At 34.5% G+C, this 26364-nt stretch carries 23 protein-coding genes; 11 read left to right on the forward strand and 12 right to left on the reverse strand.

From position 1 onward, the window contains the following. Positions 1-28: 28 nt before the first annotated feature. On the forward strand, positions 29-601 hold the full coding sequence (locus tag ACFS6I_RS05040) for a Crp/Fnr family transcriptional regulator (RefSeq protein WP_380918593.1): 573 nt from the start codon (positions 29-31) through the stop codon (positions 599-601). Between the two features lie 44 nt (positions 602-645). Next, on the forward strand, positions 646-1092 hold the full coding sequence (locus ACFS6I_RS05045; RefSeq protein WP_380918595.1) for an SRPBCC family protein: 447 nt from the start codon (positions 646-648) through the stop codon (positions 1090-1092). Here ACFS6I_RS05045 and ACFS6I_RS05050 read toward each other — a convergent pair. From ACFS6I_RS05050 to sucC, 3 genes are all read right to left on the reverse strand, one after another. Then, positions 1087-1707: an L-threonylcarbamoyladenylate synthase gene (locus tag ACFS6I_RS05050; protein WP_021188797.1), complete on the reverse strand. Its 621-nt coding sequence runs from the start codon at positions 1705-1707 to the stop codon at positions 1087-1089. The genes ACFS6I_RS05045 and ACFS6I_RS05050 overlap by 6 nt on opposite strands. 100 nt (positions 1708-1807) lie before the next feature. Then, a complete protein-coding gene (gene asnS, locus ACFS6I_RS05055) occupies positions 1808-3253 on the reverse strand; it encodes an asparagine--tRNA ligase (protein ID WP_132843754.1) in 1446 nt (481 codons plus the stop codon). A gap of 184 nt (positions 3254-3437) precedes the next feature. Next, positions 3438-4631 (reverse strand): ADP-forming succinate--CoA ligase subunit beta, encoded by a 1194-nt coding sequence (gene sucC / locus ACFS6I_RS05060; protein WP_132772350.1) that lies wholly within the window; start codon positions 4629-4631, stop codon positions 3438-3440. Between the two features lie 173 nt (positions 4632-4804). Between sucC and ACFS6I_RS05065 the strand changes: the two genes are divergently transcribed. From ACFS6I_RS05065 to ACFS6I_RS05080, 4 genes are all read left to right on the forward strand, one after another. Then, a complete protein-coding gene (locus ACFS6I_RS05065) occupies positions 4805-5458 on the forward strand; it encodes an ABC transporter ATP-binding protein (protein WP_183916712.1) in 654 nt (217 codons plus the stop codon). A gap of 97 nt (positions 5459-5555) precedes the next feature. Continuing rightward, positions 5556-6044, forward strand: coding sequence for an ATP-grasp domain-containing protein (locus ACFS6I_RS05070; RefSeq protein ID WP_132772346.1), 489 nt, complete (start codon positions 5556-5558; stop codon positions 6042-6044). A gap of 7 nt (positions 6045-6051) precedes the next feature. Continuing rightward, the gene (locus ACFS6I_RS05075) at positions 6052-6597 is read left to right on the forward strand and encodes an HAD family hydrolase (protein WP_168128239.1); all 546 of its coding nucleotides are present in this window, start codon (positions 6052-6054) and stop codon (positions 6595-6597) included. A 138-nt stretch (positions 6598-6735) separates the two neighbouring features. Then, positions 6736-7743, forward strand: a complete 1008-nt coding sequence (locus ACFS6I_RS05080; protein ID WP_021188801.1) for a LacI family DNA-binding transcriptional regulator — start codon at positions 6736-6738, stop codon at positions 7741-7743. Between the two features lie 73 nt (positions 7744-7816). Here ACFS6I_RS05080 and lpdA (ACFS6I_RS05085) read toward each other — a convergent pair whose 3' ends face one another. Next, positions 7817-9205: a dihydrolipoyl dehydrogenase gene (lpdA, locus tag ACFS6I_RS05085; RefSeq protein ID WP_132772342.1), complete on the reverse strand. Its 1389-nt coding sequence runs from the start codon at positions 9203-9205 to the stop codon at positions 7817-7819. A gap of 253 nt (positions 9206-9458) precedes the next feature. Between lpdA (ACFS6I_RS05085) and ACFS6I_RS05090 the strand changes: the two genes are divergently transcribed. Beyond that, on the forward strand, positions 9459-9752 hold the full coding sequence (locus tag ACFS6I_RS05090) for a DUF3817 domain-containing protein (RefSeq protein ID WP_346598622.1): 294 nt from the start codon (positions 9459-9461) through the stop codon (positions 9750-9752). An 18-nt stretch (positions 9753-9770) separates the two neighbouring features. Here the strand turns inward: ACFS6I_RS05090 and ACFS6I_RS05095 are convergent, their stop codons facing one another. The 7 genes from ACFS6I_RS05095 to ACFS6I_RS05125 all read right to left on the reverse strand — a co-directional run bounded on the left by ACFS6I_RS05095 (position 9771) and on the right by ACFS6I_RS05125 (position 18956). Further along, positions 9771-10175 carry an acyl-CoA thioesterase gene (locus tag ACFS6I_RS05095; RefSeq protein ID WP_021188803.1) on the reverse strand — a complete coding sequence of 135 codons (405 nt, stop codon included), beginning with the start codon at positions 10173-10175 and terminating at the stop codon, positions 9771-9773. Positions 10176-10241: 66 nt separating this feature from the next. Further along, positions 10242-11648: a dihydrolipoyl dehydrogenase gene (gene lpdA, locus ACFS6I_RS05100; RefSeq protein WP_021188804.1), complete on the reverse strand. Its 1407-nt coding sequence runs from the start codon at positions 11646-11648 to the stop codon at positions 10242-10244. 162 nt (positions 11649-11810) lie between these two features. After that, positions 11811-12341 carry a plastocyanin/azurin family copper-binding protein gene (locus ACFS6I_RS05105; RefSeq protein WP_380918600.1) on the reverse strand — a complete coding sequence of 177 codons (531 nt, stop codon included), beginning with the start codon at positions 12339-12341 and terminating at the stop codon, positions 11811-11813. Between the two features lie 43 nt (positions 12342-12384). Then, positions 12385-13989 (reverse strand): response regulator, encoded by a 1605-nt coding sequence (locus tag ACFS6I_RS05110; RefSeq protein ID WP_380918602.1) that lies wholly within the window; start codon positions 13987-13989, stop codon positions 12385-12387. Further along, positions 13989-14564: a chemotaxis protein CheB gene (locus tag ACFS6I_RS05115; protein ID WP_380918604.1), complete on the reverse strand. Its 576-nt coding sequence runs from the start codon at positions 14562-14564 to the stop codon at positions 13989-13991. The genes ACFS6I_RS05110 and ACFS6I_RS05115 overlap by 1 nt, the downstream gene beginning before the upstream one ends. A gap of 129 nt (positions 14565-14693) precedes the next feature. Continuing rightward, a complete protein-coding gene (locus ACFS6I_RS05120) occupies positions 14694-15503 on the reverse strand; it encodes a CheR family methyltransferase (protein WP_132772339.1) in 810 nt (269 codons plus the stop codon). Positions 15504-15515: 12 nt separating this feature from the next. Continuing rightward, positions 15516-18956, reverse strand: coding sequence for a response regulator (locus ACFS6I_RS05125; RefSeq protein WP_380918606.1), 3441 nt, complete (start codon positions 18954-18956; stop codon positions 15516-15518). 365 nt (positions 18957-19321) lie between these two features. On the opposite strand from ACFS6I_RS05125, the gene floA reads away from it, so the two are divergent. The 4 genes from floA to ACFS6I_RS05145 all read left to right on the forward strand — a co-directional run bounded on the left by floA (position 19322) and on the right by ACFS6I_RS05145 (position 23341). Then, the gene (gene floA / locus ACFS6I_RS05130; RefSeq protein ID WP_380918608.1) at positions 19322-20311 is read left to right on the forward strand and encodes a flotillin-like protein FloA; all 990 of its coding nucleotides are present in this window, start codon (positions 19322-19324) and stop codon (positions 20309-20311) included. 143 nt (positions 20312-20454) lie between these two features. Further along, positions 20455-21756: a DUF3472 domain-containing protein gene (locus ACFS6I_RS05135; RefSeq protein ID WP_380918610.1), complete on the forward strand. Its 1302-nt coding sequence runs from the start codon at positions 20455-20457 to the stop codon at positions 21754-21756. A gap of 484 nt (positions 21757-22240) precedes the next feature. Next, positions 22241-22759, forward strand: coding sequence for a KdsC family phosphatase (locus ACFS6I_RS05140; protein WP_380918612.1), 519 nt, complete (start codon positions 22241-22243; stop codon positions 22757-22759). 3 nt (positions 22760-22762) lie between these two features. Then, positions 22763-23341 (forward strand): Maf family nucleotide pyrophosphatase, encoded by a 579-nt coding sequence (locus ACFS6I_RS05145; protein ID WP_380918614.1) that lies wholly within the window; start codon positions 22763-22765, stop codon positions 23339-23341. Between the two features lie 34 nt (positions 23342-23375). On the opposite strand, the gene ACFS6I_RS05150 is transcribed toward ACFS6I_RS05145, so the two are convergent. Next, positions 23376-26309, reverse strand: coding sequence for a TonB-dependent receptor domain-containing protein (locus tag ACFS6I_RS05150; RefSeq protein WP_380918616.1), 2934 nt, complete (start codon positions 26307-26309; stop codon positions 23376-23378). Between the last annotated feature and the right edge of the window lie 55 nt (positions 26310-26364).

The raw sequence follows: 26364 nt of genomic DNA on the forward strand, positions 1-26364 counted from the left end.
TTAATTCTCAAATCTTCAGTATTAGGAGATGAATACTTTTTTTCAAGATCAAATTGCGAAGCTTTTTGATGTGTCCCCCAATAATCTGACCGCCATATTATCTTCTTTTGTCGAAGAGGATCTTTTAAAAGGAACATATTTTTTAGAGCACGGTAAACGCTGTGATCGATTAAGTTTTATTCAGTCGGGTATTGTCCGCGTGTTTAAAGAAAATGCTTCAGGCGAGGTTACGCAATGGATAGGGCAGGAGGGGTACTTCGTTACTGACTTATCTTCGTTTCTTTTTGATGAACCTGCCAGATGGAGTATTCAGGTCTTAGAGGATACGAAGTTACTTTCCATTTCTAAAAAGGATTATCTTTTATTTGAACAGCAGATCCCTGATTGGAACCGGTTGGAAAAAAGATTTATAGCGAAATGTTTTTTACAATTGGAAGATCGCATATATAACTTTATAGCGCATACGGCAGAAGAACGCTATCATTTATATTTTGAACAGCATAAAGCGCTGTTTAACCGAGTGCCGCTTCAATACATTGCGTCTGTACTGGGGATGTCTCCAGAAACATTGAGCCGAATAAGAGCAAAGATTAATTCTTGATAAAAGTCAAGTGTATGGTTATTTGAATATACTAGATTTGGTATATGAAAGCACATATCGAACAGACAATTACTATTAATACCTCAATCGAATCAGTTTGGAATGTATTAGCTGATTTTAATAGTTATCCTATCTGGAGCCCTACAATTAAGCATTTTTTTTCTATTCCAAGCGTTGGAGAAAGATCGAAGGTTAGATTGGAACAGCCTGATGGTCCAAGTATGACCATGAATCCGATGTTTTTAGTCATCAATCTTCAGAAGGAGCTTCGTTGGAAGGGCAGTCTTTTTATTCCAGGTTTGTTCGATGGCGAACATTATTTTATACTCGAAAAAAAATCTGATCATGAAACAGTTGTGACTCAAGGTGAATATTTTTCAGGAGTGTTGGTTTATTTTTTTCGAAAGATGATTTATGGTGTAACCTCCAATGGTTTTAAGGCTTTTAATGAAGCTTTAAAGAAACAGGTGGAGAATAGGAATATCTTATAGATATTCCTCTAAGTTTCCTTTGCCAGCTCTGATAACTTCAAATTCGCCCTCTGTAAGGTCAACTACTGTAGAAGCAACATTATCACCATAACCACCATCAATTACTAAATCGACTAGATTTTCATATTTTTCATGGATCAATTCTGGATCTGTTGAATACTCTAGAATGTCATCTTCATCTCGAATGGAGGCTGTAACAATGGGATTACCAAGCACACGTACGATTTCGCGTACGATATTATTATCAGGAACACGGATACCCACTGTTTTCTTTTTGGAACTTAATAATTTTGGAACTTGACTGCTGGCATTAAAGATAAATGTAAATGGACCTGGAAGGGCTTTTTTTAATACTCTAAAAACGGTTGTATCAAATGGTTTGGTATACAAAGATATATCTGTCAAGTCATAGCAAATAAAGGATAGATTGGCTTTATCTGCCTTTAATCCTCTAATTTCACAAACTTTTTCTATTGCTTTCTGATTTGTAATGTCGCATCCTATACCATAAACCGTATCGGTGGGGTAGATGATGACTCCACCTTTTTTTAGAACGTCAACAACTTGCTGTATTGACTTTTCATTGGGGTTATTATCGTAAATTCGGACTAACATAACGTTGAGATATAATACTAAATTACAAATTATTTATAGATAAAAGAAAAACGGTCAAAACTGGATATGTTTTGACCGCTTGCTATCGTATTGCTATCGATTAAAATTCTGCGTTGTTCGGTGTACGAGGGAACGGAATAACATCTCTAATATTGGTCATTCCTGTTACAAATAATACCAAACGCTCGAATCCTAGTCCAAAACCAGAATGCGGAGCTGAGCCATAACGACGTGTATCTAAGAACCATTCCATTTCTTCGGCAGGGATATTGACTTCAGCCATACGTGATAATAACTTATCTAAGTTTTCTTCACGTTGTGATCCGCCCACCATTTCACCGATTCCCGGGAAAAGAATATCCATCGCGCGTACTGTTTTGTGTCCATTAGCATCTACATCATTTTGCTTCATATAAAATGATTTGATCTCCGCTGGATAATCAATCAGGATCACCGGTTTTTTATAATGTTTCTCTACTAAATAACGTTCGTGTTCGGACTGTAAATCAGCTCCCCATTCATCAATTAAGTACTTAAATTGTTTCTTTTGATTTGGTTTACTGCGTTTCAATATGTCGATCGCTTCTGTATAGGTTACGCGTTCGAAATCATTATTCAGTACAAACGTTAATTTATCTATTAGATTTAATTCTGCTCTTTCTGCCGCAGGTTTATTTTTCTCCTCTTCTAATAAACGTGTTTTTAAGAATTCAATTTCTTCAGGACAGGTATCCAGCGCATACTTGATGACATATTTTAACAAATCTTCTGCTAAATCCATGTTATCTTCCAACTCATAAAATGCCATTTCTGGTTCAATCATCCAGAATTCTGCTAAGTGACGGGTTGTATTAGAATTTTCAGCTCGGAAAGTCGGACCAAAGGTATAGATATTCCCAAGGGCCATAGCCGCTAATTCACCTTCTAATTGTCCTGATACGGTTAGATTAGTAGATTTACCAAAAAAGTCTTCTTTAAAATCAATATCACCATTTTCTGTACGTGGAATATTGTTAAGATCTAATGAAGTTACACGGAACATTTCACCAGCACCCTCTGCATCAGAACCAGTAATAATTGGCGTATGCATGTACACAAAATCTTTGTCATTGAAGAATTTGTGAACAGCAAATGCTAAGGCATTACGTACTTTAAAGACAGCATTGAATGTCGTTGTACGGAAACGTAAGTGAGCGATTTCACGTAAAAATTCTAAGCTGTGTTTTTTAGGTTGCAAAGGATATTTTTCAGCATCTGAATCACCTAAAATCGTCAACTCATTTACTTTGATCTCAACTTTTTGACCCTTACCTTGTGATTCAATTAAATTTCCTTTTACGCGTAATGCAGCACCTGTTGTGATCCTTTTTAATAAAGCATCGGGTGTGTTTTCAAAATCAACTACTGCTTGGATGTTGTGAATGGAAGATCCATCATTGATTGCTATAAATTGATTGTTTCGGAAAGTTTTAACCCATCCTTTAACAATAACTTCATGCCCAAATTCAGTGGCATTTAATAATTCTTTTATACGTGTATGTTCCATTTTTATTGTGGCATTTCAAATCAGGTCTAAATAATAGATCAGGATCTTATTTTTTTGTATGAAACTCAAAAATAGGGTATAATTTATAAAAATCCTTTATTTATTTAGAAATATTCGGTATTTGTTTTAATTAAAAAAGCCTCTGAGATTTTCAGAGGCTTTTGATATTGTTTTAAAGGGAAGATTATCCTTTTAATACTTTAGTTACTAATTCAGCAGCTTCTTGTAATTGAATTGCAGAATAAACTTGTAAGCCTGAATCATCAATTAATTTTTTCGCTTCAGCAGCATTTGTACCTTGAAGACGTACGATAATTGGCACAGGAATATTTCCGATTTCATTGTAAGCATCGATTACACCTTGCGCAACACGGTCACAACGAACGATACCACCGAAGATGTTAATTAAGATTGCTTTTACATTTGGATCTGATAAAATGATATTGAAACCAGCTTTTACCGTTTCAGCATTTGCAGTACCACCTACATCTAGGAAGTTAGCAGGCTCACCACCAGCAATTTTGATGATATCCATAGTTGCCATTGCAAGACCAGCACCATTTACCATACAACCTACGTTACCGTCAAGTTTTACATAGTTTAAGTTAGATTTACCAGCTTCAACTTCTGTAGGATCTTCTTCCGTTACATCACGTAATGCTGCATAATCCGGGTGACGGTATAATGCGTTCTCATCTAAGTCTACTTTCGCATCTACAGCTAAGATTTTATCATCAGATGTTTTTAATACAGGATTGATTTCGAACATAGAAGAATCTGTTGAATCGTATGCTTTGTATAAAGCCGCAACGAATTTCACCATTTCTTTATGTGCACCACCAGTTAAGCCTAAGTTGAAAGCAATTTTACGTGCTTGGAAACCTTGTAAACCAACTTTAGGGTCGATTTCTTCTTTGAAGATTAAGTTTGGAGTTTTCTCTGCTACTTCTTCAATATCCATTCCACCTTCTGTAGAATACATAATGATATTACGACCTTTAGCACGGTCTAATAACACAGATACATAAAATTCTTTAGTTTCACTTTCACCAGGATAGTAAACATCTTGAGCAACTAATACTTTATTTACTTTTTTACCTTCAGCGCCAGTTTGAGGAGTTACTAATTGCATACCGATGATATCTGTAGCACGTTGTGATACTTCTTCTAGGTTTTTAGCTAATTTAACGCCACCACCTTTACCGCGACCACCAGCATGAATTTGAGCCTTGATTACAACCCAGTCAGAATTGTATTCTTCTTTCAATTTTTTAGCAGCTTCTACAGCTTGCTCTGGAGTTTCAGCAACAATACCTTCTTGTACTCTTACGCCAAAACTTTTAAGTATTTCTTTTCCTTGATATTCGTGAATGTTCATTGCAAAAATGTTTGTGTTGTAAAAGTATTATTTTTTAAGTGAATGGTCAAGTTCTGAAGCATAAATTTAGCTTAAATTGACTTTTATTATATACTACTTGGCGGATATGGAGTTAAAAGGTCTTGATTTATTCAAAGGTTTTGTTCATAAAAAATATTTAACTTTGTCATATGATGTTACAAGCCAAAAGTATTTTCAAATCATACGGTCCTTTACCTATATTAAAAGGGGTGGATATAGAAGTTGCAAAGGGTGAAATTGTGAGTATTGTTGGAGCTTCGGGAGCTGGGAAAAGTACGCTTCTTCATATTTTGGGGACCTTGGATTTAGCAGATAAGGGAGAACTGTATATCAATGGAACCAACATCAGTGCACTGAATGCAAAAAAACTGAGTGCCTTTCGCAATGAACATATTGGGTTTGTTTTTCAGTTCCATCACCTACTTCCAGAATTTACGGCTTTGGAAAATGTGTGTATCCCAGCATTTATTAAAGGTGTGGGACGCAAAGATGCAGAAGTTCGTGCGATGGAGATATTGGATTTATTAGGTGTAGCACATCGGGCTAGCCATAAGCCAACACAAATGTCTGGTGGAGAACAACAACGTGTATCTGTTGCTCGTGCCTTAATTAATAACCCTTTTATTATTTTGGCAGATGAACCTTCAGGAAATCTAGATTCTGAAAATGCTACAGCATTACATCAGTTGTTTTTTGACCTGAGGGATAAATTTGAACAAACTTTTGTCATCGTTACTCATAATGAAGAGCTGGCACGTATTTCTGACCGCACTATTCATATGCGAGATGGAATTGTGATCGTATAGTATGTATACAGTCATTATAAGTCGCTTAGAATACATATACCGCGATAAATGTATCGCTCATAATAAATTTATCGCTTAAAAAAAACACTTTATTCTGATGAAAAAAAGAATACTAATAACCTTTGGAACTAGAGGGCTTGGGCAACGTATTGCAAAGCTATTAGGGGATGAATTTGAAATCTTTTTTGCGAGTTCTGAGGAGATTCCATCACTGTTATTAAATTCAGGCAAGTATTTTAAATTGCCTGCGGGGTTAATGCCAACCTATGCTCACGAAGTATTAAAAATAAGTTTAGATCATCAGATTGACTATGTCTTGCCTTTGGGAGGTTATGAATTTGAACCTCTAGCCGTGGCCAAAATTTTATTTGAAGAATACGATATTAAGGTAATTGTTCCAGCTCAGGACGTTTTGCAAGATTACTATGTGATTGAAAATCCACCTAAAGAATTATCACTTGCTTTATTAGTTGATGGTAAGTCATTGATTGATGATTTTACAACTGAACATCCTGGATTGGATGGTTTGTTTGTGGTATCGGATTCAGGTGATGATTTTGCCTTATGTGCTGTTTCAAAAGATTAATTGTTTTATGTTAAGATATCAAGATTTCCCAACGGATAAAAAGGTATTTATTTTTGAACTGGATGACGTTATTTATCCAAAACGGGACTATTTATTACAAGTCTATTATCTTTTTGCTAATTTTCTTGAATTTACAGAGACCTTTCCTCCTCAGGCTGATTTGGTTACATTTTTTAAGAATCATCTAGATAGTCAAGGAGAAGATATGATCTTTGAACACGCTGCCGAAGTTTTTCATTTTGATTTAAAGTATAAAGAGCATTTCGAAAGATTATTTGTTAATGCTGTTTTACCCGTTAAATTATTGATGAAGGATGGTATTCCAGAATTATTAACAGCTATTGTTAATGCAGATAAACAGATCTGTATTTTGACGAAAGGGAATCCGCTTATGCAGTTGAATAAAATAAAGCATATGGAATGGGGGCCTTTGGCATCTAAATTAAAGGTTTATTTTGTTGATGAGTTAAAATTCCGCAATTTAGAGCCTCTCGATTATATAGCTGAAGAGCTACAAATAGCTAAAAATGATTTTATATATCAAGATTGTTAGTTTTTCGATTTAGCCATTGATTATCAGTTGTTTAAATTTGTGTAATTAATTGCTTTTTTCTAAAATTAAACTCTAATTCTAAAAAATATGCTAAAAAATGTTATATTTATCAGAATGTAAATTTAGTGAGATTCGACTATGAGTATACAAGGAGATAAACCAACAACAATTAAGGAAATAGCGAAGAAGCTGAAAATTTCACCCTCTACTGTATCTCGAGCGTTGAATGACCATCCAAGTATTGGATTAGTGACGACCATGCGTGTGAAAAAAGTTGCTGAGGAATTGAATTATGAGCCTAACCAAACGGCGATATTTTTTAAGCAGCGCAAAACTTTTACAATCGGTGTTTTATTACCAAGTCTATCTGAACCATTTTTCTCTTCTGCAATTAGTGAAATTGAAAATGTTTCCAACGACCGTAAGTATACCGTGATCATGGGGCAATCTTTGGACGATGCCGAAAGAGAAGAGAGAATTTTGAAAACTTTTAAAAGCCATCGTGTTGATGGTGTTTTAATGTCAGTAGGTAAAAATACCACAAATCTTGAGTTTCTTGAAAAGCTAGAAAATTCTGGAACACCAATTGTATTCTTTGACTGTGTACCCGATATTCCTAAAATTAATAAAGTAGAAAGTGATCTAGCAACAGGTATGAACGAAGCTATTGATGCTTTCGTTGCTCGGGGTCATGCTAAAATAGCACTTATTAATGGTCCACAATTGCTTCCTGCAAGTGAAGAACGCAAAAATTCCTTTTTATCCGCTTTGAAACGTAATGGCTTGGACTATGATGAAAAGTATATTGTGAATACGGATTTAACGACTGAGGGAAATGAGGCTGCTATGGAGAAACTATATGCCTTACCTGAAAGGCCTACAGCAGTTGTGTCTTTTAATGACTTTGTGACTTTAGATGTTATGAAGGCTGCCCGAAACAGAGGTCTGGTTCTTAATCATGATATTCACTTTATTAGTTATGCTAATTACCCTCTCTGGAAATATATGGAAAACCCTCCAATGGGATGTATCGAACAATTTCCAGGTAACCAAGCTAAGAAAGCAGCTGAGATTTTATTTGAAAAAATAAATAATCCTGATCTTGCTCCACAACAGATTGTATTTAAGTCGAGATTGATTATGTAATCATTCTTTTAAAATAAAATAGAAAGGGCTTATCATTATGATAAGCCCTTTCTATTTTATTTGTCCGTTACCGTTATAAGTGTATCACTTCATCGTAAGCATCGGCACAAGCTTCCATAATAGCTTCACTCATAGTTGGGTGAGGATGGATCGCTTTAATCATTTCATGACCAGTTGTTTCTAATTTTCTTGCTACAACAATTTCAGCAATCAATTCCGTAACATTTGCACCAATCATATGAGCTCCTAAGAATTCACCGTATTTTGCATCAAAGATAACTTTTACAAAACCATCTTTTGCTCCGGAAGCAGATGCTTTACCTGAAGCAGAAAAAGGAAATTTACCTACTTTAACTTCGTAACCAGCTTCTTTTGCCGCTTTCTCAGTATAACCTACTGAAGCAATTTCAGGAGAACAATAGGTACATCCAGGGATGTTGTTATAGTCAATTGGTTCTACATGAAGACCTTTAATCGCTTCAATACATAAAATTCCTTCTGCTGAAGCAACGTGTGCAAGAGCTTGTCCTTTTACGATATCACCGATAGCATAAACGCCGTCGATATTTGTTTTATAATAATCGTCAACCACAACACGGCCACGGTCTGTTTTTACACCAACTTCTTCAAGACCTAGGTTTTCGATATTTGGCATGATACCTACTGCTGATAATACAACTTCAGCCTCGATAACTTCCATGCCTTTAGCAGACTTGATATTTACTTTACTTAAAGTACCTGAAGTATCAACAGATTGTACTTCGGATGAAGTTAAAATGTTAATGCCTTGTTTCTTTAAGCTTTTTTCTAATTGTTTTGATATTTCTTCATCTTCAACAGGAACGATTCTGTCCATGAATTCTACTACTGTTACTTTCGTACCAATTGCATTGTAGAAATATGCAAATTCGATTCCAATAGCTCCAGATCCAACAATCACAAGTGATTTTGGTTGTTTAGGTAATACTAATGCTTGTCTGTAACCGATGATCTTTTTACCGTCTTGTGGTAAATTTGGTAATTCACGTGATCTTGCACCAGTAGCTAAAATAGTATGTTTCGCTGTGTATTCTTTTGATGAACCATCTGCAGCTTTAACATCGATCTTACCACCGGTTTTAATTTTTGCAGTACCATTAATGACGTCAATCTTATTCTTTTTCATTAAGAATTGAATACCCTTGCTCATTCCATCTGCTACGCCACGACTTCTTTTTACAATAGCATCAAAGTCAGGCTCACCACCTTGTACATTAATACCATATTCAGCAGCATGATTTAAATATTCAAAAACTTGTGCACTTTTTAATAGAGCTTTCGTCGGGATACAGCCCCAATTTAGACAAATACCTCCTAAAGATTCGCGCTCGATGATAGCAGTTTTGAAACCTAATTGTGAGGCTCTAATGGCAGCAACATATCCACCAGGACCACTACCAATTACAATGATGTCGTAATTCATAAAATAATTATTGTGTAGTTGAATGCTCAATCTATTTCTGAATTTCTTGAGATTCAGAATAGCAAAGCTTATTCAAAAGTACGCATTTTTTCTGAATGTTATAAAATTGAGCGACATTATATTGGCAGATTTTAATAAGCGCAGGTCATTTTAAAGATTAATATGTCAAAGGAAGGTCAAAGCATTCAGAAAAAATATCCATCTCACTAAATAATTCTATTTTTGGGATTACTTATTTTTAAATCAAGTTTTTATGCTCCGTATTTTTAGACAAATAGCACTTTGGGAAGCTGTTTCAACCATTTGTTTGTTTTTCTTTGCTATGCCGATGAAATATTTTTTTGAAACGCCCGAAGCGGTGAGAATTGCTGGCTCGATTCATGGCTTTTTTGTCGTCATATTTGTCATCATGTTGATCATGTGCACAGTAGAATATAAATGGAACTGGAAAAGACCATTGACTTATTTTGTCTTATCTCTAATTCCTATTATAGGTTTCTGGGTAGAATTGGATGTGAAGAAGATTATTAATGGACAAAAGAAATAGAAAATAAAAAAGGATGATTTACTCATCCTTTTTTATTTTATCAATACCGACATAAGCATAAGTAATTTCGGTGCGTCCGTGCGGTGTTGGTGTGCCTTCTTTATTAAGGTTGACAAAAACTAATTTGTCGATGGATAGAATTGTTTTTCTCGTAATTTTGTTGCGAACCTCACATCGCATCGTGATGGATGTTGTACCAAAATTAGTTGCTTCTATCCCTAATTCAATAATATCACCTTGTTGAGCCGAACTGACGAAATTGATTTCAGAAATATACTTCGTTACTACATGTGAATTGGCTAATTGCACAATTGCATAGATAACAGCTTCTTCATCAATCCATCTCAATAAGGTCCCCCCAAATAGTGAACCGTTAGGGTTTAAGTCTTCTGGTTTTACCCATTTTCTCGTATAGAAATTCATGTTTTATTTTGGGCTTGGTCTGTTGAAAAAGAAAGGGGAAAATTTTATTTTCCCCTTTTTAGTATTTTAAGCGTGAATTGCTCTATTAGAAGTTGCGGCTAACGCAGCTTCTTTTATTGCTTCAGTATATGTCGGGTGTGCATGGCAAATGCGACCGATATCTTCCGCTGATGCGCGATATTCCATCGCTACGACTGCTTCTGCAATCATATCAGCAGCTCTTGGTCCAATCATATGTACGCCAATAACCTCATCAGTTTCAGCATCAGCTAATATTTTTACAAAACCATCCGTATCCATCGAAGCTTTGGCACGACCAGAAGCTTTGAATGAGAATGAACCCGTTTTGTATTTAACACCAGCTTCTTTTAATTGCTCTTCTGTTTTACCCACAGAGGCAACTTCAGGCCAAGTGTAAACAACACCGGGAATTAAATTATAATCGATATGTGGTTTTTGACCAACAATGCTTTCTGCTACGAAGATACCTTCATCTTCTGCTTTGTGCGCTAGCATAGCACCTTTGACAACGTCTCCAATTGCGTATACACCTGGAACGATTGTTTCTAAATGATCGTTTACTGTGATTTTTTTACCTCTTTCTTCAACAGTGATACCGATATTTTCTAAACCTAAATTATCCGTATAAGCAGTACGTCCTACAGCTACGATACAGTAATCACCTTCTAATGAGATGATTTCACCTTTAGGGTTTTCAGCTGTCACAGTTACAGTTTTACCTTTTGAAGTTGCTCCTGTAACTTTGTGGCCAGTATAGAACTCCATTCCAACTGATTTTTTCAAAACGCGTTGTAATTCTTTACCTAAACCACCATCCATAGTTCCGATGATTGATTTTGCAAATTCTACAACAGATACTTTAGAACCAAGACGAGCGTAAACAGAACCCAACTCAAGGCCAATAACACCACCACCGATTACGATTAAGTGTTTAGGAATTTCTGTTAAATTTAAAGCTTCTGTCGAAGTAATAATTCTTTTTTTATCTACTGGTAAGAAAGGTAAATAAGTAGGTTTTGAACCTGTAGCAATGATTACATTTTTACCTGTAATTTGCTCAGAAGTACCATCATCTTTTGTAATTTTAATGGTGTTCTTATCTACAAATGAACCAATTCCTTGGAAACTTTCAACTTTGTTCTTTTTGAACAGGTATGTGATACCTGCCGTATTTTGATTGATAACATCGTCTTTACGAGCAATCATCTTTTTAATATCAACTTTTAAATTGCTTAAGCTAATACCATGTGCTTCGAAAGAATGTGCAGCATTGTGGTAATGCTCAGATGAATCTAATAAAGCTTTTGAAGGAATACAACCTACATTTAAACAAGTTCCTCCAAAAGTGTTATACTTCTCAATTACAGCAGTTTTTAACCCTAATTGTGCACAACGGATTGCTGCTACATATCCGCCTGGTCCACTTCCAATTACTATTACGTCGTATTGCATCTATTACGTTTTAAATGTTTGAGCAAATTTAGTCATAATTAACATTATAGGAAATCTATTTTGTTAAAAACGTGTATAAATTTGAAATAGTAGTCTCGTTATAATGTCATAAAAAAAGGCATCCCTATTTAAGGAATGCCTCATTGAAATATTTATGAATGATTATTCTGCAACAATCTTTCCTTGCATTACACCGTAATGTCCTGGAAAGCTACAGATGAAATCATAAGTTCCTTTTTCTAAAGTAAAGGTAATTTTATCTGTTTCACCTGGACCTAATAATTTTGTATGTGCAATCACAGAAGAAAGTGCTGATTTAGGCACATATTCATCTGCTTGAGCACCAGCTGCTTCAGCACCAAATGTTGCTAAGTCAGTTCCTGGTTTTAAAATGACAACATTATGCCCCATAGATTCTTTAGGCATAGTACCAGCATTCTTAAAATTTAACTCAACGCTCTCTCCAGCTTTTACGCGGAATAGGTTTTTATCATATTTCATTGCATCATTACCTTCTAAAGCTAAAGTATTAGAAAGCTCTACATTCTCAATTCCAGGGATTGCTTCTGTTTCCGCAACTTCTGGAGTTGTTTGTTCAGTTGTTGAACTGGTTTCTTTTTTTGTTGAATCGCCACCGCAAGAAGCAAAGGCTACTGCTAAGGCAATAACTGGTAAAACAAATAATTTTTTCATTATGTTAATTATATTTTTACTAAAAATAGGCAAAATATTGGTTTTAATTGTATTTTTTGCGTAACATTTTTTCTATCATTTCATGTAAGTGATTTGGATCGAAAGGTTTTCCAATCACATTGTTCGCTCCAGCATCAAGAGCTTCCTGTTGTTCAGCTTCAAGTACAGATGCAGATATCGATATGATAAGAATATTCGAAATTGCTGGATTATCATGCTGTCTGATTCTACGAATGGTTTCAAAACCGCTCATAATAGGCATATGTGAATCCATGAAAATAATATCAAAATCTTCACTTTCGACCTTTTCAAGTGCTACTTTACCATTATTGGCAGTTTTAATTTCGCAATTCCAAGTTCTCAGGATATTAGCAAGCATGAAACTATTCAATTCATTGTCTTCCGCCACTAATATTTTTAAATTATCGAAACTTTTGAGTTCTGAGTATAGTATTTTTTCAGGTTTAGACTTTGTTACGGCAGTTGTTCTGTCAAACCAACAGTCAAATGTAAATTCACTCCCTTTTCCATAAGTACTAACAGCAGTAACTTTTCCTCCTAGTAATATGGAGAGTTTTTTCACTATTGCTAAACCAAGACCTGTTCCGCCAAATTTTTTCGTTATTCCATCTTCCCCCTGTTCAAAAGCAAAGAAAATCTTCTCCAAAGAATGTTCCGGTATACCTATTCCGGTGTCGGTAACTTGAAATTGTAGGTGAAGTTTTGAAACATTACTATCAATTAAATTGATATTTAAAGTGATACTGCCTTCTGCAGTAAATTTGAAACTATTGGATATGAAATTGGTGAGAATTTGTTTTAATCGCAATGGATCTGCTAAGAAAAAACTATCTATTTTTTCATCGATAAAAATAGAGAAATTCAGACCTTGATGAATCGCCTTATGTACAAATAGATTTTTGAGGTCGTCTGTTATATCATGTACGGAGGTAGGTTCAATTTCTAGTTTCATCATTCCGGAATCAAATTTGGAAAGATCTAAAATATCATTTACGATATTAAGTAAATTGAGCGATGCACTATTTAACTTATTGACCCAATCTTGTTGTTCAAGTGAAAGCGGTGAGTTTTTTAACATTTGAGCAATGCCCATCACACCATTGATAGGTGTTCTAATTTCATGACTCATATTTGCTAGAAAAGTTTCTTTGGATTTTCGGGCTAATTCTGCCTCTTCCTTTGCTCGTATAAGTTCTTCTTTGGAATTCTCCAAAGCCTGATTTTTTTCTTTAATCTCGTTTTGAGTTTGTACCTGCTGAATAAAGGATTTTACTTTAGCAATTGTGATTTCGGGACTTAGGGGTTTATAAAGGTAGTCGACAGCACCGCTGTTCAATCCTTGAATGAGATATTTCTCTTCTTTGGATATCGCCGTAACCATGATGGCAATAATGTGACTGGTTTTCGGATTATGCTTGATGAGTTCCACAAATTCAAACCCATTAATGTCTGGCATTTGTACATCAACCAATGCAATATCAATGTTTTGTTTATAGCAGATGCGAAGTGCTTCATTAGGATCTTGGCTACTGATAATATTGATACCTGCAATATCATTTAATAATGCGGTAAGGCTAATGAGATTTTCAATTTTATCATCAACTATTAATAAGTTTATATTCTTCATTATACTAGTCCATTTAACTGATCAATGTACTTTGCAATTTCTTCTGTTGTATAAATATGATGTTGAGCATGTAAATCGATAGCTGCTTGAGGCATTGTAGGAACTTCTGCAGCATCTGGATGTTGCACAATACATATTCCGCCACTATTTTTAATTGCTAATAAGCCTTTTGCACCATCTTGATTCGCTCCCGAAAACAAAATTGCAATGCAATTCTCTTTATAAACTTCGGATGCTGATTCAAATGTGACATCAATGGAAGGCCTTGAAAATTGTACGGGCTCTGAATTATCTAATGCAAGTTTGAAATCAGGTTCTATCAATAAATGGTAACCAGGAGGCGCAAAATAAACCTTTCCTCCTTGAATCTGTTCTTTATCTTCAGCCGATTTAATTTGTAGAGCATAGTTTTTTTTTAAAACTTGTTCAAAATTAGATTCAAATTTTGGGTTACGATGAACGATTACAAGTATTGGAATCTGAAAGGTCTTCGGTATTGATTTTAATAGATTTAATATCACACCAAAACCTCCGGCAGATCCTCCCAACAGTAATATTTTATTGCCCTTATTCATATACGGCTAATTTTTTTAATGCGTGTTCGTTTTAGTGTTATTATTAAGCTCGTTTATAGCGTTAATGAAATCTTTGTTATGTACTGGATCTCGCCCGCTTACGAAATCGCTTATTCCATATGATATTTCTTACGCTATTTTTTGATAGATATTGTTTTTTTTATCAATTAACTTGAATCGGTTTGCGTGCTTATAGTTGATTAGGGATTCTTTTGATCCTAAGCATAGAAATCCTAATTTGCACAAAGAATCATAAAAAAGATCAAGTACTTTTTCTTGTAATTTAAGATCAAAGTAGATTAATACATTTCTACATGTAATTAATTGAAATTCATTAAAAACACCATCAGAAATTAAATTGTGAATAGAAAATAGTATATTTTTTTTTAGATCATTCTGAATGGTGGCTGCATCATACATCGCGGTATAGTACTCGGATAAAGAATGTTCAGTTTTTGTTTTGATATAATTTTCGGAATACTCCTTAAGCTTTGTTAAGGTGTAAATACCTTTTTTAGCTTTTTCTATAACCTGCGAATTAATATCAGTACCATATATAAACGATCTGTTGAGTAAATTAGCTTCTTTTAGTAAGATAGCTAGGGAATAAACTTCTTCGCCTGTCGAACAGCCAGCACTCCATATTTTTATATGGGGATAAGTTTCCAGATAGGGGAACAGTTTTGTGGTTACAGATGAATAAAAGTCGGGGTCCCGAAACATCTCTGTAACATTTACCGTCATTTCTGGGATGAAATAATGTATAAAACCTTCCTGATTGATCAGATTCGATTTAAGACCAACGACATCCAGTTTATTAATATCCATGATGCGGGTAACTCGTCTTTTTAAAGATGCTTTTGAATATCCAGAGATATCTAATCCATGGAAATTTTTTATGATTTCTATAACGTCGTCTAATTCGGAATAGTCTAACATATCTAATTCTATTTAACTAACCCAAACACGGATCAATGAAATTAATTTGTCAATATCAATAGGCTTACTGACATAGTCATTGGCACCAGCTTCAATAGCTTTTTCTTTATCACCTTTCATCGCTTTTGCTGTTATGGCAATGATAGGTAAATCCTGATACTTTTTATTTTTACGAATATTGGCAATAGCTTCATATCCATCCATAACGGGCATCATAATATCCATTAATACCAGATCAATGTTATTTTCTAAATTGAGAATATCAAGCGCTTCCTGACCATTATTGGCAATTTCAACATGAATATTTAAACTTTCAAATGCACTTGTCAATGCAAAGATATTTCGCATATCATCATCTGCTAATAAAATTGTTTTGTTTTCTAATGTTTTTTCAAGTTGAAAATCATTTGCATTATCAATTATCCTCGATTTATTTTCTGTTTTCTGGTCAATTTTATTCAGGAAAAGACGTACTTCGTCTACTAATCTGTCGTTTGACTTGGCAGATTTTAAAACCATAGCTTGTGAGTGTTTTAAAATTCTGGTAGTCTGTTCAGAGGTCAATTCCATCGCTGTGTTGATGATGATAGGAGTTTCATTGTAAGTCTCTAAGGATTTTATTTCGTCAAGTAATTCTAACCCTGATTTATCTGGAAGATTTAAATCTAAAATAATACAATCGTAATTATTCGCTTTATTCTTCAATAATTCAAGTGCTTTATTGGCGTCATAGGCTTGATCTACTGTTAGTTTTTCATCTTTTAGACCGTGCTTAATAAAATCGCTTTGTACTTTTTGGTCTTCAATAAGTAAAACTCTTTTCATAACATTTGAAAGCATGGATTGAATTTTTTCAAACGTGTTTTGAAGAGTTTTTTCAGAAACGGGCTTAGCCATAAATCCAATTGCTCCAGCATTTATTGGTTCATTGTCCAAATAGGTGCCCGCAGACATCATATGTACAGGTATTGAGGAGGTCTCCCGATTTGATTTTAAAACTTTTAGTACATTCCAGCCATCAATTTTAGGAAGCATAATATCCAAAATAATCGCCTTTGGTCTTAGTGCCATTGCCTTTTCTAATCCTTCTTCTCCGTCATGGGCAAGTATGACACGGTAATGATATGCTTCGGCATAATCCTTTAATATTTCTGCAAAAATCAAATCATCTTCAATGATCAACAAGGTATTCAGGTCATCCGGGTTTCGAATTATATCTTTATTTTCTGGTAACAATTTGGAATCATCGGTTTCAGTGGACGGGATTATTTTTTCCGTATGTTCCTCATTAGATTTAAGTGTTTGAATGGTACCAGGTGCAGTACGTAGTGGCAATGTAAAGATAAAGGTGCTTCCTACTCCGATTTCACTCGATAATGTGATTCGACCACCTAGTAATTTTGCAGTTTCTCTACATATTGATAATCCTAAACCAGTTCCACCATACTTGCGGCTTGTAGAACCATCTTCTTGTCTAAAAGCTTCGAATATGAGTTTTTGTTTATCAGCAGCAATGCCAATTCCAGAATCGATAACTTTAAAAGTAAGTTCATCACCCTTAGTTATACCAATATCAAGTGTTACATTTCCATTAGGATTGGTGAATTTGAAAGCATTTGATAGTAAGTTTTTCAAGATCTGCTGGATCCGATATTCATCCGAATAAAAATGAGTAGGCACATCGGGAGAAAGAGCTATCTTGAAATTGATGCCTTTGTCTTCCGCAGTATTCTTGAAGAAATTTAAGATATAATCGATGAGATCTTTGTTGTCAATGTTCTCTTGTGCCAGTTCCACTTTGCCCGATTCTATCTTAGCAAGATCAAGTAAGTCATTGATTAAATGAAGTAAATCAGTTCCTGCATTATGGATCACACTGGCATATTTGATTTGTTCACTAGTTAGATTGTCTAGTTTATTATCTTGTAATAATTTTGCTAATATTAAAATACTATTTAAAGGCGTACGCAGTTCATGGCTCATGTTTGCCATGAATTCTGATTTGTAATTAGAGGCTGACTCAACCTCTTTGATTTTTAAAGCAATGTTATCTTTTGCTTTTTCTAATTCATTATTCTGCTCCTGTAGTAACTTAGCTTTTTCATCCAGTTCATTATTTGTTTGTACGAGCTCCTCTTGCTGTACTCTCAATTCCTCTTCGGATGCTTCTAGCAAATTCGTTTTATAACTTAATTCCTCATTCGTTGTTCTCAGTTCCTCCTGTTGCGCTTCTAATTCTTCCGTTTGTTGCTGTAATTCTTCATAGAGTTCCGCCATCTTTGAATGCGCTTGGGCAACTTTCAAACTAACAGCTAATATTTTGCTAACGCGGTGTAAATATTCAATATTTTCATTTTCATTCTTTTTGTCTTTTGGACATACTAATTCAATTATACCAATAGATTCTTCTTCATATACGATCGGAATAAGATAGAGATTCGTTTCAAATTGATCAATTAACGAAGACGCAATCTGATATTTGTTTGCATTTACATCGCGAATGATCGTTAATTTTTGATCATTAATCACATCACTGAGTATCCCATCTCCTTCTGAAATAAAAGTTTTAATAGGGACATCTAATGGGATTCCTTTATTTGCTAATAGGGAAAAAAGGGTGCTATTTTCTTTTTTGACATATACTGTACCAGCAAGAGAGGAAGTCGTTTTACAGATATTATCGAGTCCTATCGTTGCAATTTGTTTTTCATTAAAATCGCCTCGAAGGTTGTGGTCTAAAGTGTTGATGTTATTTAAAATGGAGTTGTCTTGTTCAACTTTAGAGGTTAATTTTAAAAGGGCTGTATTGGACTTTTTTTCATCAATTATACTCTTTTTTAATGTTTTAAAAACATTAAGAACAATGATGAATATATAGATCATGATTGCTAGACCCACAAAAACTAAAAAGTAAGTTAAATACCTGATATTTTCTAATCTATCTGTTGATTTTTTAATTAATTCTTTTCTTTTATCGATTAAGTCTTTGGAGATTATAGAAATCTGATTTTGAATATCAGCTCGTTTATTGTTTACATTTAGCGCTTTAAATTTGTTTTCCTTACTTAACGAGATGGCTCGCTCGAAGTCATAGAAATCTAAAATGGTATTTTTTAAATTATTTAGCTTGTTAGCATCAAATGTATAGTAGCTGTCCTTTTTGCTTAAGTTTTTTATAGTTTCAAGGACCACAGTTATTTCACCAGCAAAGGGTGCAAATACACTTGCATTTTTTTCTGTATAAAACTTAAGTTTTGCATCATTTACTCGGGCAACACTATTCTTGATATTATCGATAAGATCAAACTTTGCTTCTGCTTTTTGTATAAGGTCTTGTTCATGAGCCGTACTTTTATCCAATTGGATGAAAAATAATAACGATGCCGAAAGTATGATTAGAAATGAAAATATAATTCCAATGATGAGTTGTTGTTGAAAACGTAGCTTTTTCATCTTGATATAAGAGTAATATTTTTTGATAATACGTTAAAATAATACGCTAATTGACATTAGAGTAATAGCATAATAATTTTCTGATTTCTTTTGATTCCTTTTTTATCTATTCAAATGCGTCAAAGAAAGCTGTTCTTTAGCGTGTTTCAATAATTTTTAAGGGAAAAGTGGCAAATTAGAAATCAATGCTAGTTCTAAGTAAAAGTAGTAAAAAAATGAGGAAGTACTCGTAGTTTTTGAGGTTAATATTTGGAAGTTGAGTTTGATTGGATTTTACTTTATTTACACTTTTTAAATTGTTTTGGCTCATGTTTGATCATTATTTGATATCTTTAAGACAATTACTATTTAATTAATCTAATCAAATGGATCCAAATTTTTCTTTCGCTTTAATGATTATAGGCTGTATTGTAGCCTTGTTTCTCTTGCTTTATTTATTACCTGTAAATCTTTGGTTTACTGCACAGCTTTCTAATGTTAAAATTAGTTTATTGAATCTAGTTTTAATGCGATTACGTAAAGTACCACCTTCTTTGGTTACAAACGCTATGATAATCTCATCAAAAGCAGGGCTAAACATCACTTCTAATGAAATTGAAACCCATTATTTGGCGGGGGGAAATGTTAATAGAGTAATTAAAGCTTTAATTTCCGCCGATAAGGCAAATATTCCTTTGAGTTTTAAGCTCGCTACAGCTATTGATCTGGCTGGTCGTGATGTATTTGATGCTGTGCAGTTATCAGTAAACCCTCAAGTTATAAATACACCTCCAGTGGCAGCTGTTGCAAAAGATGGAATTCAATTAATAGCGAAAGCAAGAGTTACTGTTCGCGCCAATATCAATCAATTAGTTGGTGGTGCCGGTGAAGAAACTATCTTAGCTCGTGTCGGTGAAGGTATTGTAACAACGATAGGCTCGTCGGAAAGCCATAAGCAGGTCCTAGAAAATCCGGATCGAATCTCTAAAACTGTTCTTTCAAAGGGGCTTGATAGCGGTACGGCATTTGAAATATTATCTATTGATATTGCAGATATAGATATCGGTGAAAATGTAGGAGCAAAATTGCAGACAGACCAAGCTGAAGCTGATTTGAAAGTTGCCAATGCAAGAGCAGAAGAGCGTAGAGCAATGGCTGTCGCGAGTGAACAAGAGATGCGTGCTAAGGCACAGGAAGCAAGAGCGAAAGTTATTGAGGCTGAAGCACAGTTACCATTAGCTATGGCAGAAGCTTTTAGAAATGGAAATTTAGGTGTAATGGATTATTATAAGATGCAGAATATACAAGCAGATACAGATATGCGAACTTCTATTTCCAAACCTGGTCATGATACCAGAGGAAATCAAAAGGATTAAAATCTGATGTAACAGATTTTTTATACGAATCAACAACCGATTGCAGTTAAAATGCAATCGGTTGTTTTTTTTTAAATATTTTAAACTGTTCTATATTCCTATTCCTATCATTATATTTAGTGCTATAATTAATTATTATAAACATGAAATCAATAAAAAAGTTATTATTTCTCTTCCTTTTTTTGAATCTGACGCTAGCTTACGCACAGTCTTTGACATCGGGAAAAGAGAATTTTGTTCCTATTGGAGGTAATAGTTGGGAGTATCCGAATAGCAATCATAGAGAATCAATTGTAAAGAATGGAAAGATTGAAAACTGGAAAGACGATAAACGGACAGTAAAAACATTTGTTCGTTTTGGTAAAACTGGTCAGGTACATCTTTCCGTTCAGGTACTTGAAGGCAATGCTGGAGGGAAATTCACTTTTAAATTCGCGGGTAAAAGTGTCGATGTAACAATAGAACCGAATCAAAAAGGAGTGATCAATGTTGCTGATTTTAGTATTGTAGATACTGGCTATCACACAATTGAAATAAAAGCAAAAACTACAGCTTCATTGTATCCGGCAATAGGTGGGTATGTTTTGAAAGGAACAGCGTCCGATGGTCAAATGAACTATGTTAAAGATAATGAAGATAATTTCTTCTACTGGGGTAGAAGGGGGCCGTCAACGCATATGGGATACCAGCAACCTAAAGATAAGAATATAGAATATTATTATAACGAAGTTACTGTTCCAAAGGGTAGTGATGTTGAAGGATCTTATTTTATGTCCAATGGTTTTAATGTAGGATATTTTGGTATGCAGGTAAATAGCAGTACGGAACGTCGTGTCTTATTCTCCGTCTGGAGTCCTTTTACAACAGATGATCCTAAGGAAATTCCTGATGATCATAAGATAATTTTGAAAACAAAAGGTCAAACAGTTCATACCGGCGAATTCGGAAACGAAGGCTCTGGTGGACAAAGCTATCTGAAATTTAATTGGAAAGCCGGAAGTACTTATAAATTCTTATTGAGAGGTAGACCGATTGCAAATAATTATACAGCTTATACAGCTTGGTTTTATGCACCTGAAGTAGGTAAATGGCAAATTATAGCCGAATTTGAACGTCCTCAGACTAATCAATATTTAACAGGCTTTCATTCTTTCTTAGAAAATTTCAACCCTGACCAAGGTATTTATCAACGGGAAGTACAATTTTCAAATCAATGGGTAGCCGATGACAAAGGGAATTGGTATGAATGTACTGAAGGTAGATTTACCATTGATAATACTGGCCGTAAAGGTTACCGTATGGACTATGCCGGTGGCGTAAATGAGAAAGGGTTTTATTTAAAGAATTTTGGGTTCTTTAATAAATATGTTCCGTTTGGTAGTAAATTTATTAGGAAAGCAACAGGAGTGAAGCCTAATATAGATTTCAAATCACTTCCAAGATAATAACGTTTTTTTTAGTAATTATAGCTGTAAATAGTTTATTTGCAGCTATTTTTTTGTCTTGCTAGTTGTTTAAAAAACAAAACCCTGGTGATGGGCACCAGGGTTTGTTACTAACCAATTATAAACCTAAATTATGAAAAGACATTTTTAATAATCACTGTTTTTAAGTAGTGATTTGATACAGCAAAATTAATGATAAACATTTGATATTATGTTATGTGAATGTCATTTCAAATATTTCTTGATGTCATTCATCATTATTCCCCTGCAATAGATAACCTTAATTATCTCCTACAAAGATACATCAAAAAACCTATTTATTCCAAATGTTTTTGAATTAAAGTTGTCTCCACAATATGTGTTGTGACATTAATATGATTTTTTGTCTATTTGTAATAATAAGTTGTCTTAATAGCTGTAAATTTTGTATTATTTTATATTGCATTTCGAATTATATATTACTTATTTTTGAAAGAAAACAGCTATGATTTTTGATAATCTTAAAAAAGTGAAAGCTTTTGTATTGGACGTGGATGGTGTATTGACTGATGGACGTGTGCTGGTCAATGAGGCTGGTGAACAGTTGCGCACTTTTAATATTAAGGATGGTTATATCATGCAGTTAGCTGTTAAGCGGGGTTATCCAATCATCATTATTACAGGTGGAAATTCTACTGGTGTTGTTAAAAGGTTAAAGGGGTTAGGTGTTCAAGAAATTCATTCAGGAGTCTTCGATAAGATTGGAAAGCTGAAAGAAGTCCTGGCTTCACTGGGCCTGAATTTTGAAGATATCCTTTATATGGGAGATGATATGCCAGACTTTGACTGTATGAAACTGGCTGGTCTTGCCACATGTCCTGCTGATGCTATTGAGGAAATTAAAGGAATTTGCCATTATATTTCTCCAAAAATTGGTGGTGATGGGGCTGTACGAGATGTAATGGAAAAAGTATTAAAAATTCAGGGTAAATGGCAAGTGGATACAACAGTCAAAAGTATATAAGTAATGATAAATTTAGAGAATAGACAAATAATACTGGGCTCCCAATCGCCGCGAAGAAGCCAATTATTAAGTGAATTGGGTTTGAAATTTGAAGTGGTGGTTCGCGAGACGGATGAAGTTGTCGATGAACTTCTAAAACCTATAGAGGTAGTAAAGGCCATTGCGGCAAAAAAAGCTGAGGCTTTTCTTAATGATTTTGAAGGAGCTGTAATCATTACTGCAGATACTATTGTTGTAACCTCTGATCAAAAAATATTAGGAAAACCTAAAAGTAAAGCAGAAGCTTTTCACGTGTTAAAGATGTTATCGGGTGATATCCACGAAGTAATTACTGCGGTTTGTATTCTGGAAGATGAAAAATTAATTACTTTTTCGGAATCCACTGAAGTAGAATTTTATCCGCTTAGTGATGATGAAATTAATTTTTACATTGAAAAATATGAGCCATTTGATAAAGCGGGCTCTTATGGAATACAAGAGTGGATAGGTCGTATCGGGATCAAAAGTATCAAGGGAGAATATACAAATGTGGTAGGATTGCCAACAGCTCGACTCTATCAGGAACTAAAGAAACTACAATAAAAAAGGGAACCGCTAACTTGGTTCCCTTTTTATTTTAGTTGATATGAAATCTTACACCGGTGTAGAACATTCTTCCCGTTAGTGGTCCCCATAATAGAGAGGTGTCAAAGTACGATCCAAATGGATCATCTGCTCCTAAAATTGGATTATGTTGGAAATAATTTGTTAAGTTTTCACCACCGACATAAATTGTGAAGTTTTTATTTTTTCCAAAATCTTTACTTACCTGCGCATTCATGGTTACATAAGCATTTGATTTTGTTGCTACCTGATATTCAACTGGGTTTTCTATTGTTGAAGGTATTCTTTTATCTCCTACAATATTTAAGGTATAGTCAAAACTCCATCCTGATGAAGGTAATGTATAAGCTAGATTAGTAAAACCTCGGTGCTTAGCCAATAGCGGTTTACTTTTTCGACCACTTTCAAAGTCAGTTTGAACATCGAGTAAACGATATGCGAGTCTTGTTTCTAAACGAGGAAGAGGATTAAAGCGTAATTCTGCCTGAAGACTATTTGAATATGATTTACCTGTTAAGTTATAAAAAGATATTTCTCTAGGGTTTTCATAGTCAACTACAACCTGATTTTCAAAACTGTTTCTAAATAACTCAACCGATGCAGTTGCTTCTCTGTTGAACAATCTGAAACTTTGATCAATTGTAAAGCCAGTATTCCAAGAAACTTCAGGGTCTAATCCGTAAGCATTTTTAAAATTGTCTGGAGATTTGATAATTAATGTGCGGCTACTTGCTAGTGCAGACATATTTTCGGCAATAATGTTAGCCGTTCTTTGCCCTCTACCAGCACTTAAACGCATTGTATTACCTGTAAAAGGTGCATAACGTAAATTTAAACGAGGTGTAGTAAACCAACCGTATAGTGAGTTATAATCTTGTCTTAAACCTACTACGGCATCAAATTTTTCATTTGGACTAAAAGTATATTCTACAAAAGCACCGGAAACAGTTTCTTTTCTCTTAAAATTCTGAACATCCAGATATAACTCATCATAGTTATCATAATTTACAGAAGCTCCCACACGGTATTTGTGAGCTACAGTTCCGAGAACATCTTGAAATATCAAATTGGCATATCCATTCTGTTGTTCACCATTATAATTTTTTAGACCAAAATAACTTTTTTGATTGTAGTTTGAACCTGCAAGTTGTAGACCTATACTACGGTGTCTGTTTTCTGGAAATACATAGCCGATTTTAGCAAAGCCTTCGATTCTTTCAATATCAAAACCTAGACCATATCTATTGGTAGTGCCTTTATCTGTTTTTTTGTTAAAATCTGTTTGACCACCAGTACGGTCATCATTTAAATATTTAATTCCAAACTGTGCCATGAAACCTTTTCCGTTTTCATAATTCCAACGGTTTACTCCTGAAAAGAGGTTTCCAACAGGGATATCGCGAAAACCGTTATCACTGAAATTCATTGTTTTATTATACATGAAATTATCATGTAATAGGACAGCGGTAGACCAATTGTTGTTTATTTTTTGAGCTAAATTTAAGTTTACATCTGTTCTTCCCATGTTGTTTGCATAGGCATTGAAATAAAGTCTGTCCGAATTTTGCGGTTTTTTAAGTTCAACATTAATCTGTCCAGCCATGTTTTCATATCCATTTGCAACGGAACCAATACCTTTTGCAATTTGAATAGATTCGATCCAGCTTCCAGATATCGAATTTAAACCTAGTGGAGCTGCTAAGCCTCTAGGGCCGGGTAAGTTCTCTACAGTAAGCTGTGTATATATACCGCTTAATCCTAGCATTTGAATCTGTTTAGAACCTGTTACAGCATCATTACTTACGACATCAACAGAAGCATTTGTTTCGAAACTTTCACTTAAATCACAACATGCAGCTTTAAATAGTTCTTTAGTTGTTAATACCTCTACACGTGCAGGATTCATTCGATTGATGAAGTTTGATCGTCTGCTTCCTGTTACTACCACCTCAGATAAAACATTGCTTTTTGCATTTATCATCAATACTTCATGCAAGTCTTTTATTGTAATCGTATCCGATTGCATACCTGCAAAACTCACAACGATTTTCTTAAAATTTCCATGATGCTGTAATTTGAAAACACCATTTTCATTTGTTCTTGCATTTTTGCTTTTATCTTCTAACCAATGGATGTTAACACCTGTGATTGGATTGAGGTCTCCTTTTTCATTTTCTTCAACAACTACGCCGGTTAAAATGTGGTTGTGGTCATGATGATCATCTTTCTTTGCTTTTACAGCCGTAATTTTACCGTTTTCCATTCTCGGATACAAACAACATTCATGTAATTGTTCATATACTTGATCATCGGCACGTACGTTGTCTACATCGTGTCCAACGGCAGCAATGCCTTTTTTGATTTCTTCTAAAGGTGCTTTTTGATGATTATGTTTTACTACCAGCTCTTTTGTGTTTACATCCCAGATTGCTGATGTAACACCATTAATAGTAGCCGCAGTTTCGATTCTTTTTTTACATAAAGCGCAGTTTCCTGCTACATGCATAGTGGTTGTGCTATCAACAGAAACGGTTGTTGTAGCACTACTCTCGTTTGTTGTAGCACTAATTGTTAATGGCGAAGCTTGAACTTTTTCTAATCTAGGATATAAGCAGCATTCATGTAATTCGGCATATGCTTTGTCGTTTCCTCGTACATTCTCAACATCATGTCCGACAGCCGCAATGCTTTTTTTAATCGTTTCTAATGTTGATTTTTTAGCACTATATGTTAAGGACAGCTTCTGCGTATCTTCACTCCACACGGCGTTCGACACACCGGGAAGATTGGCTGCTTTTTCAATACGTTTTTTACACATACCGCAGTTTCCAGCGACATGTAATGTTACCGTACTGTCTTGTTTAGCAATATAAGAAGTGGCTTTCAGCGAAGTATTTGCAAGAAAAATAAATAGGGGAATAAGTGCGTATTTTAATATTTGTTTCATGATTTTTTTAAAATTTTGAAATAGTAGTATACTTCAGCTTTTATCGCTAAAGTGT

The sequence above is a fragment of the Sphingobacterium anhuiense genome, from assembly GCF_042686355.1.
GTDB classification, from domain to species: domain Bacteria; phylum Bacteroidota; class Bacteroidia; order Sphingobacteriales; family Sphingobacteriaceae; genus Sphingobacterium; species Sphingobacterium anhuiense.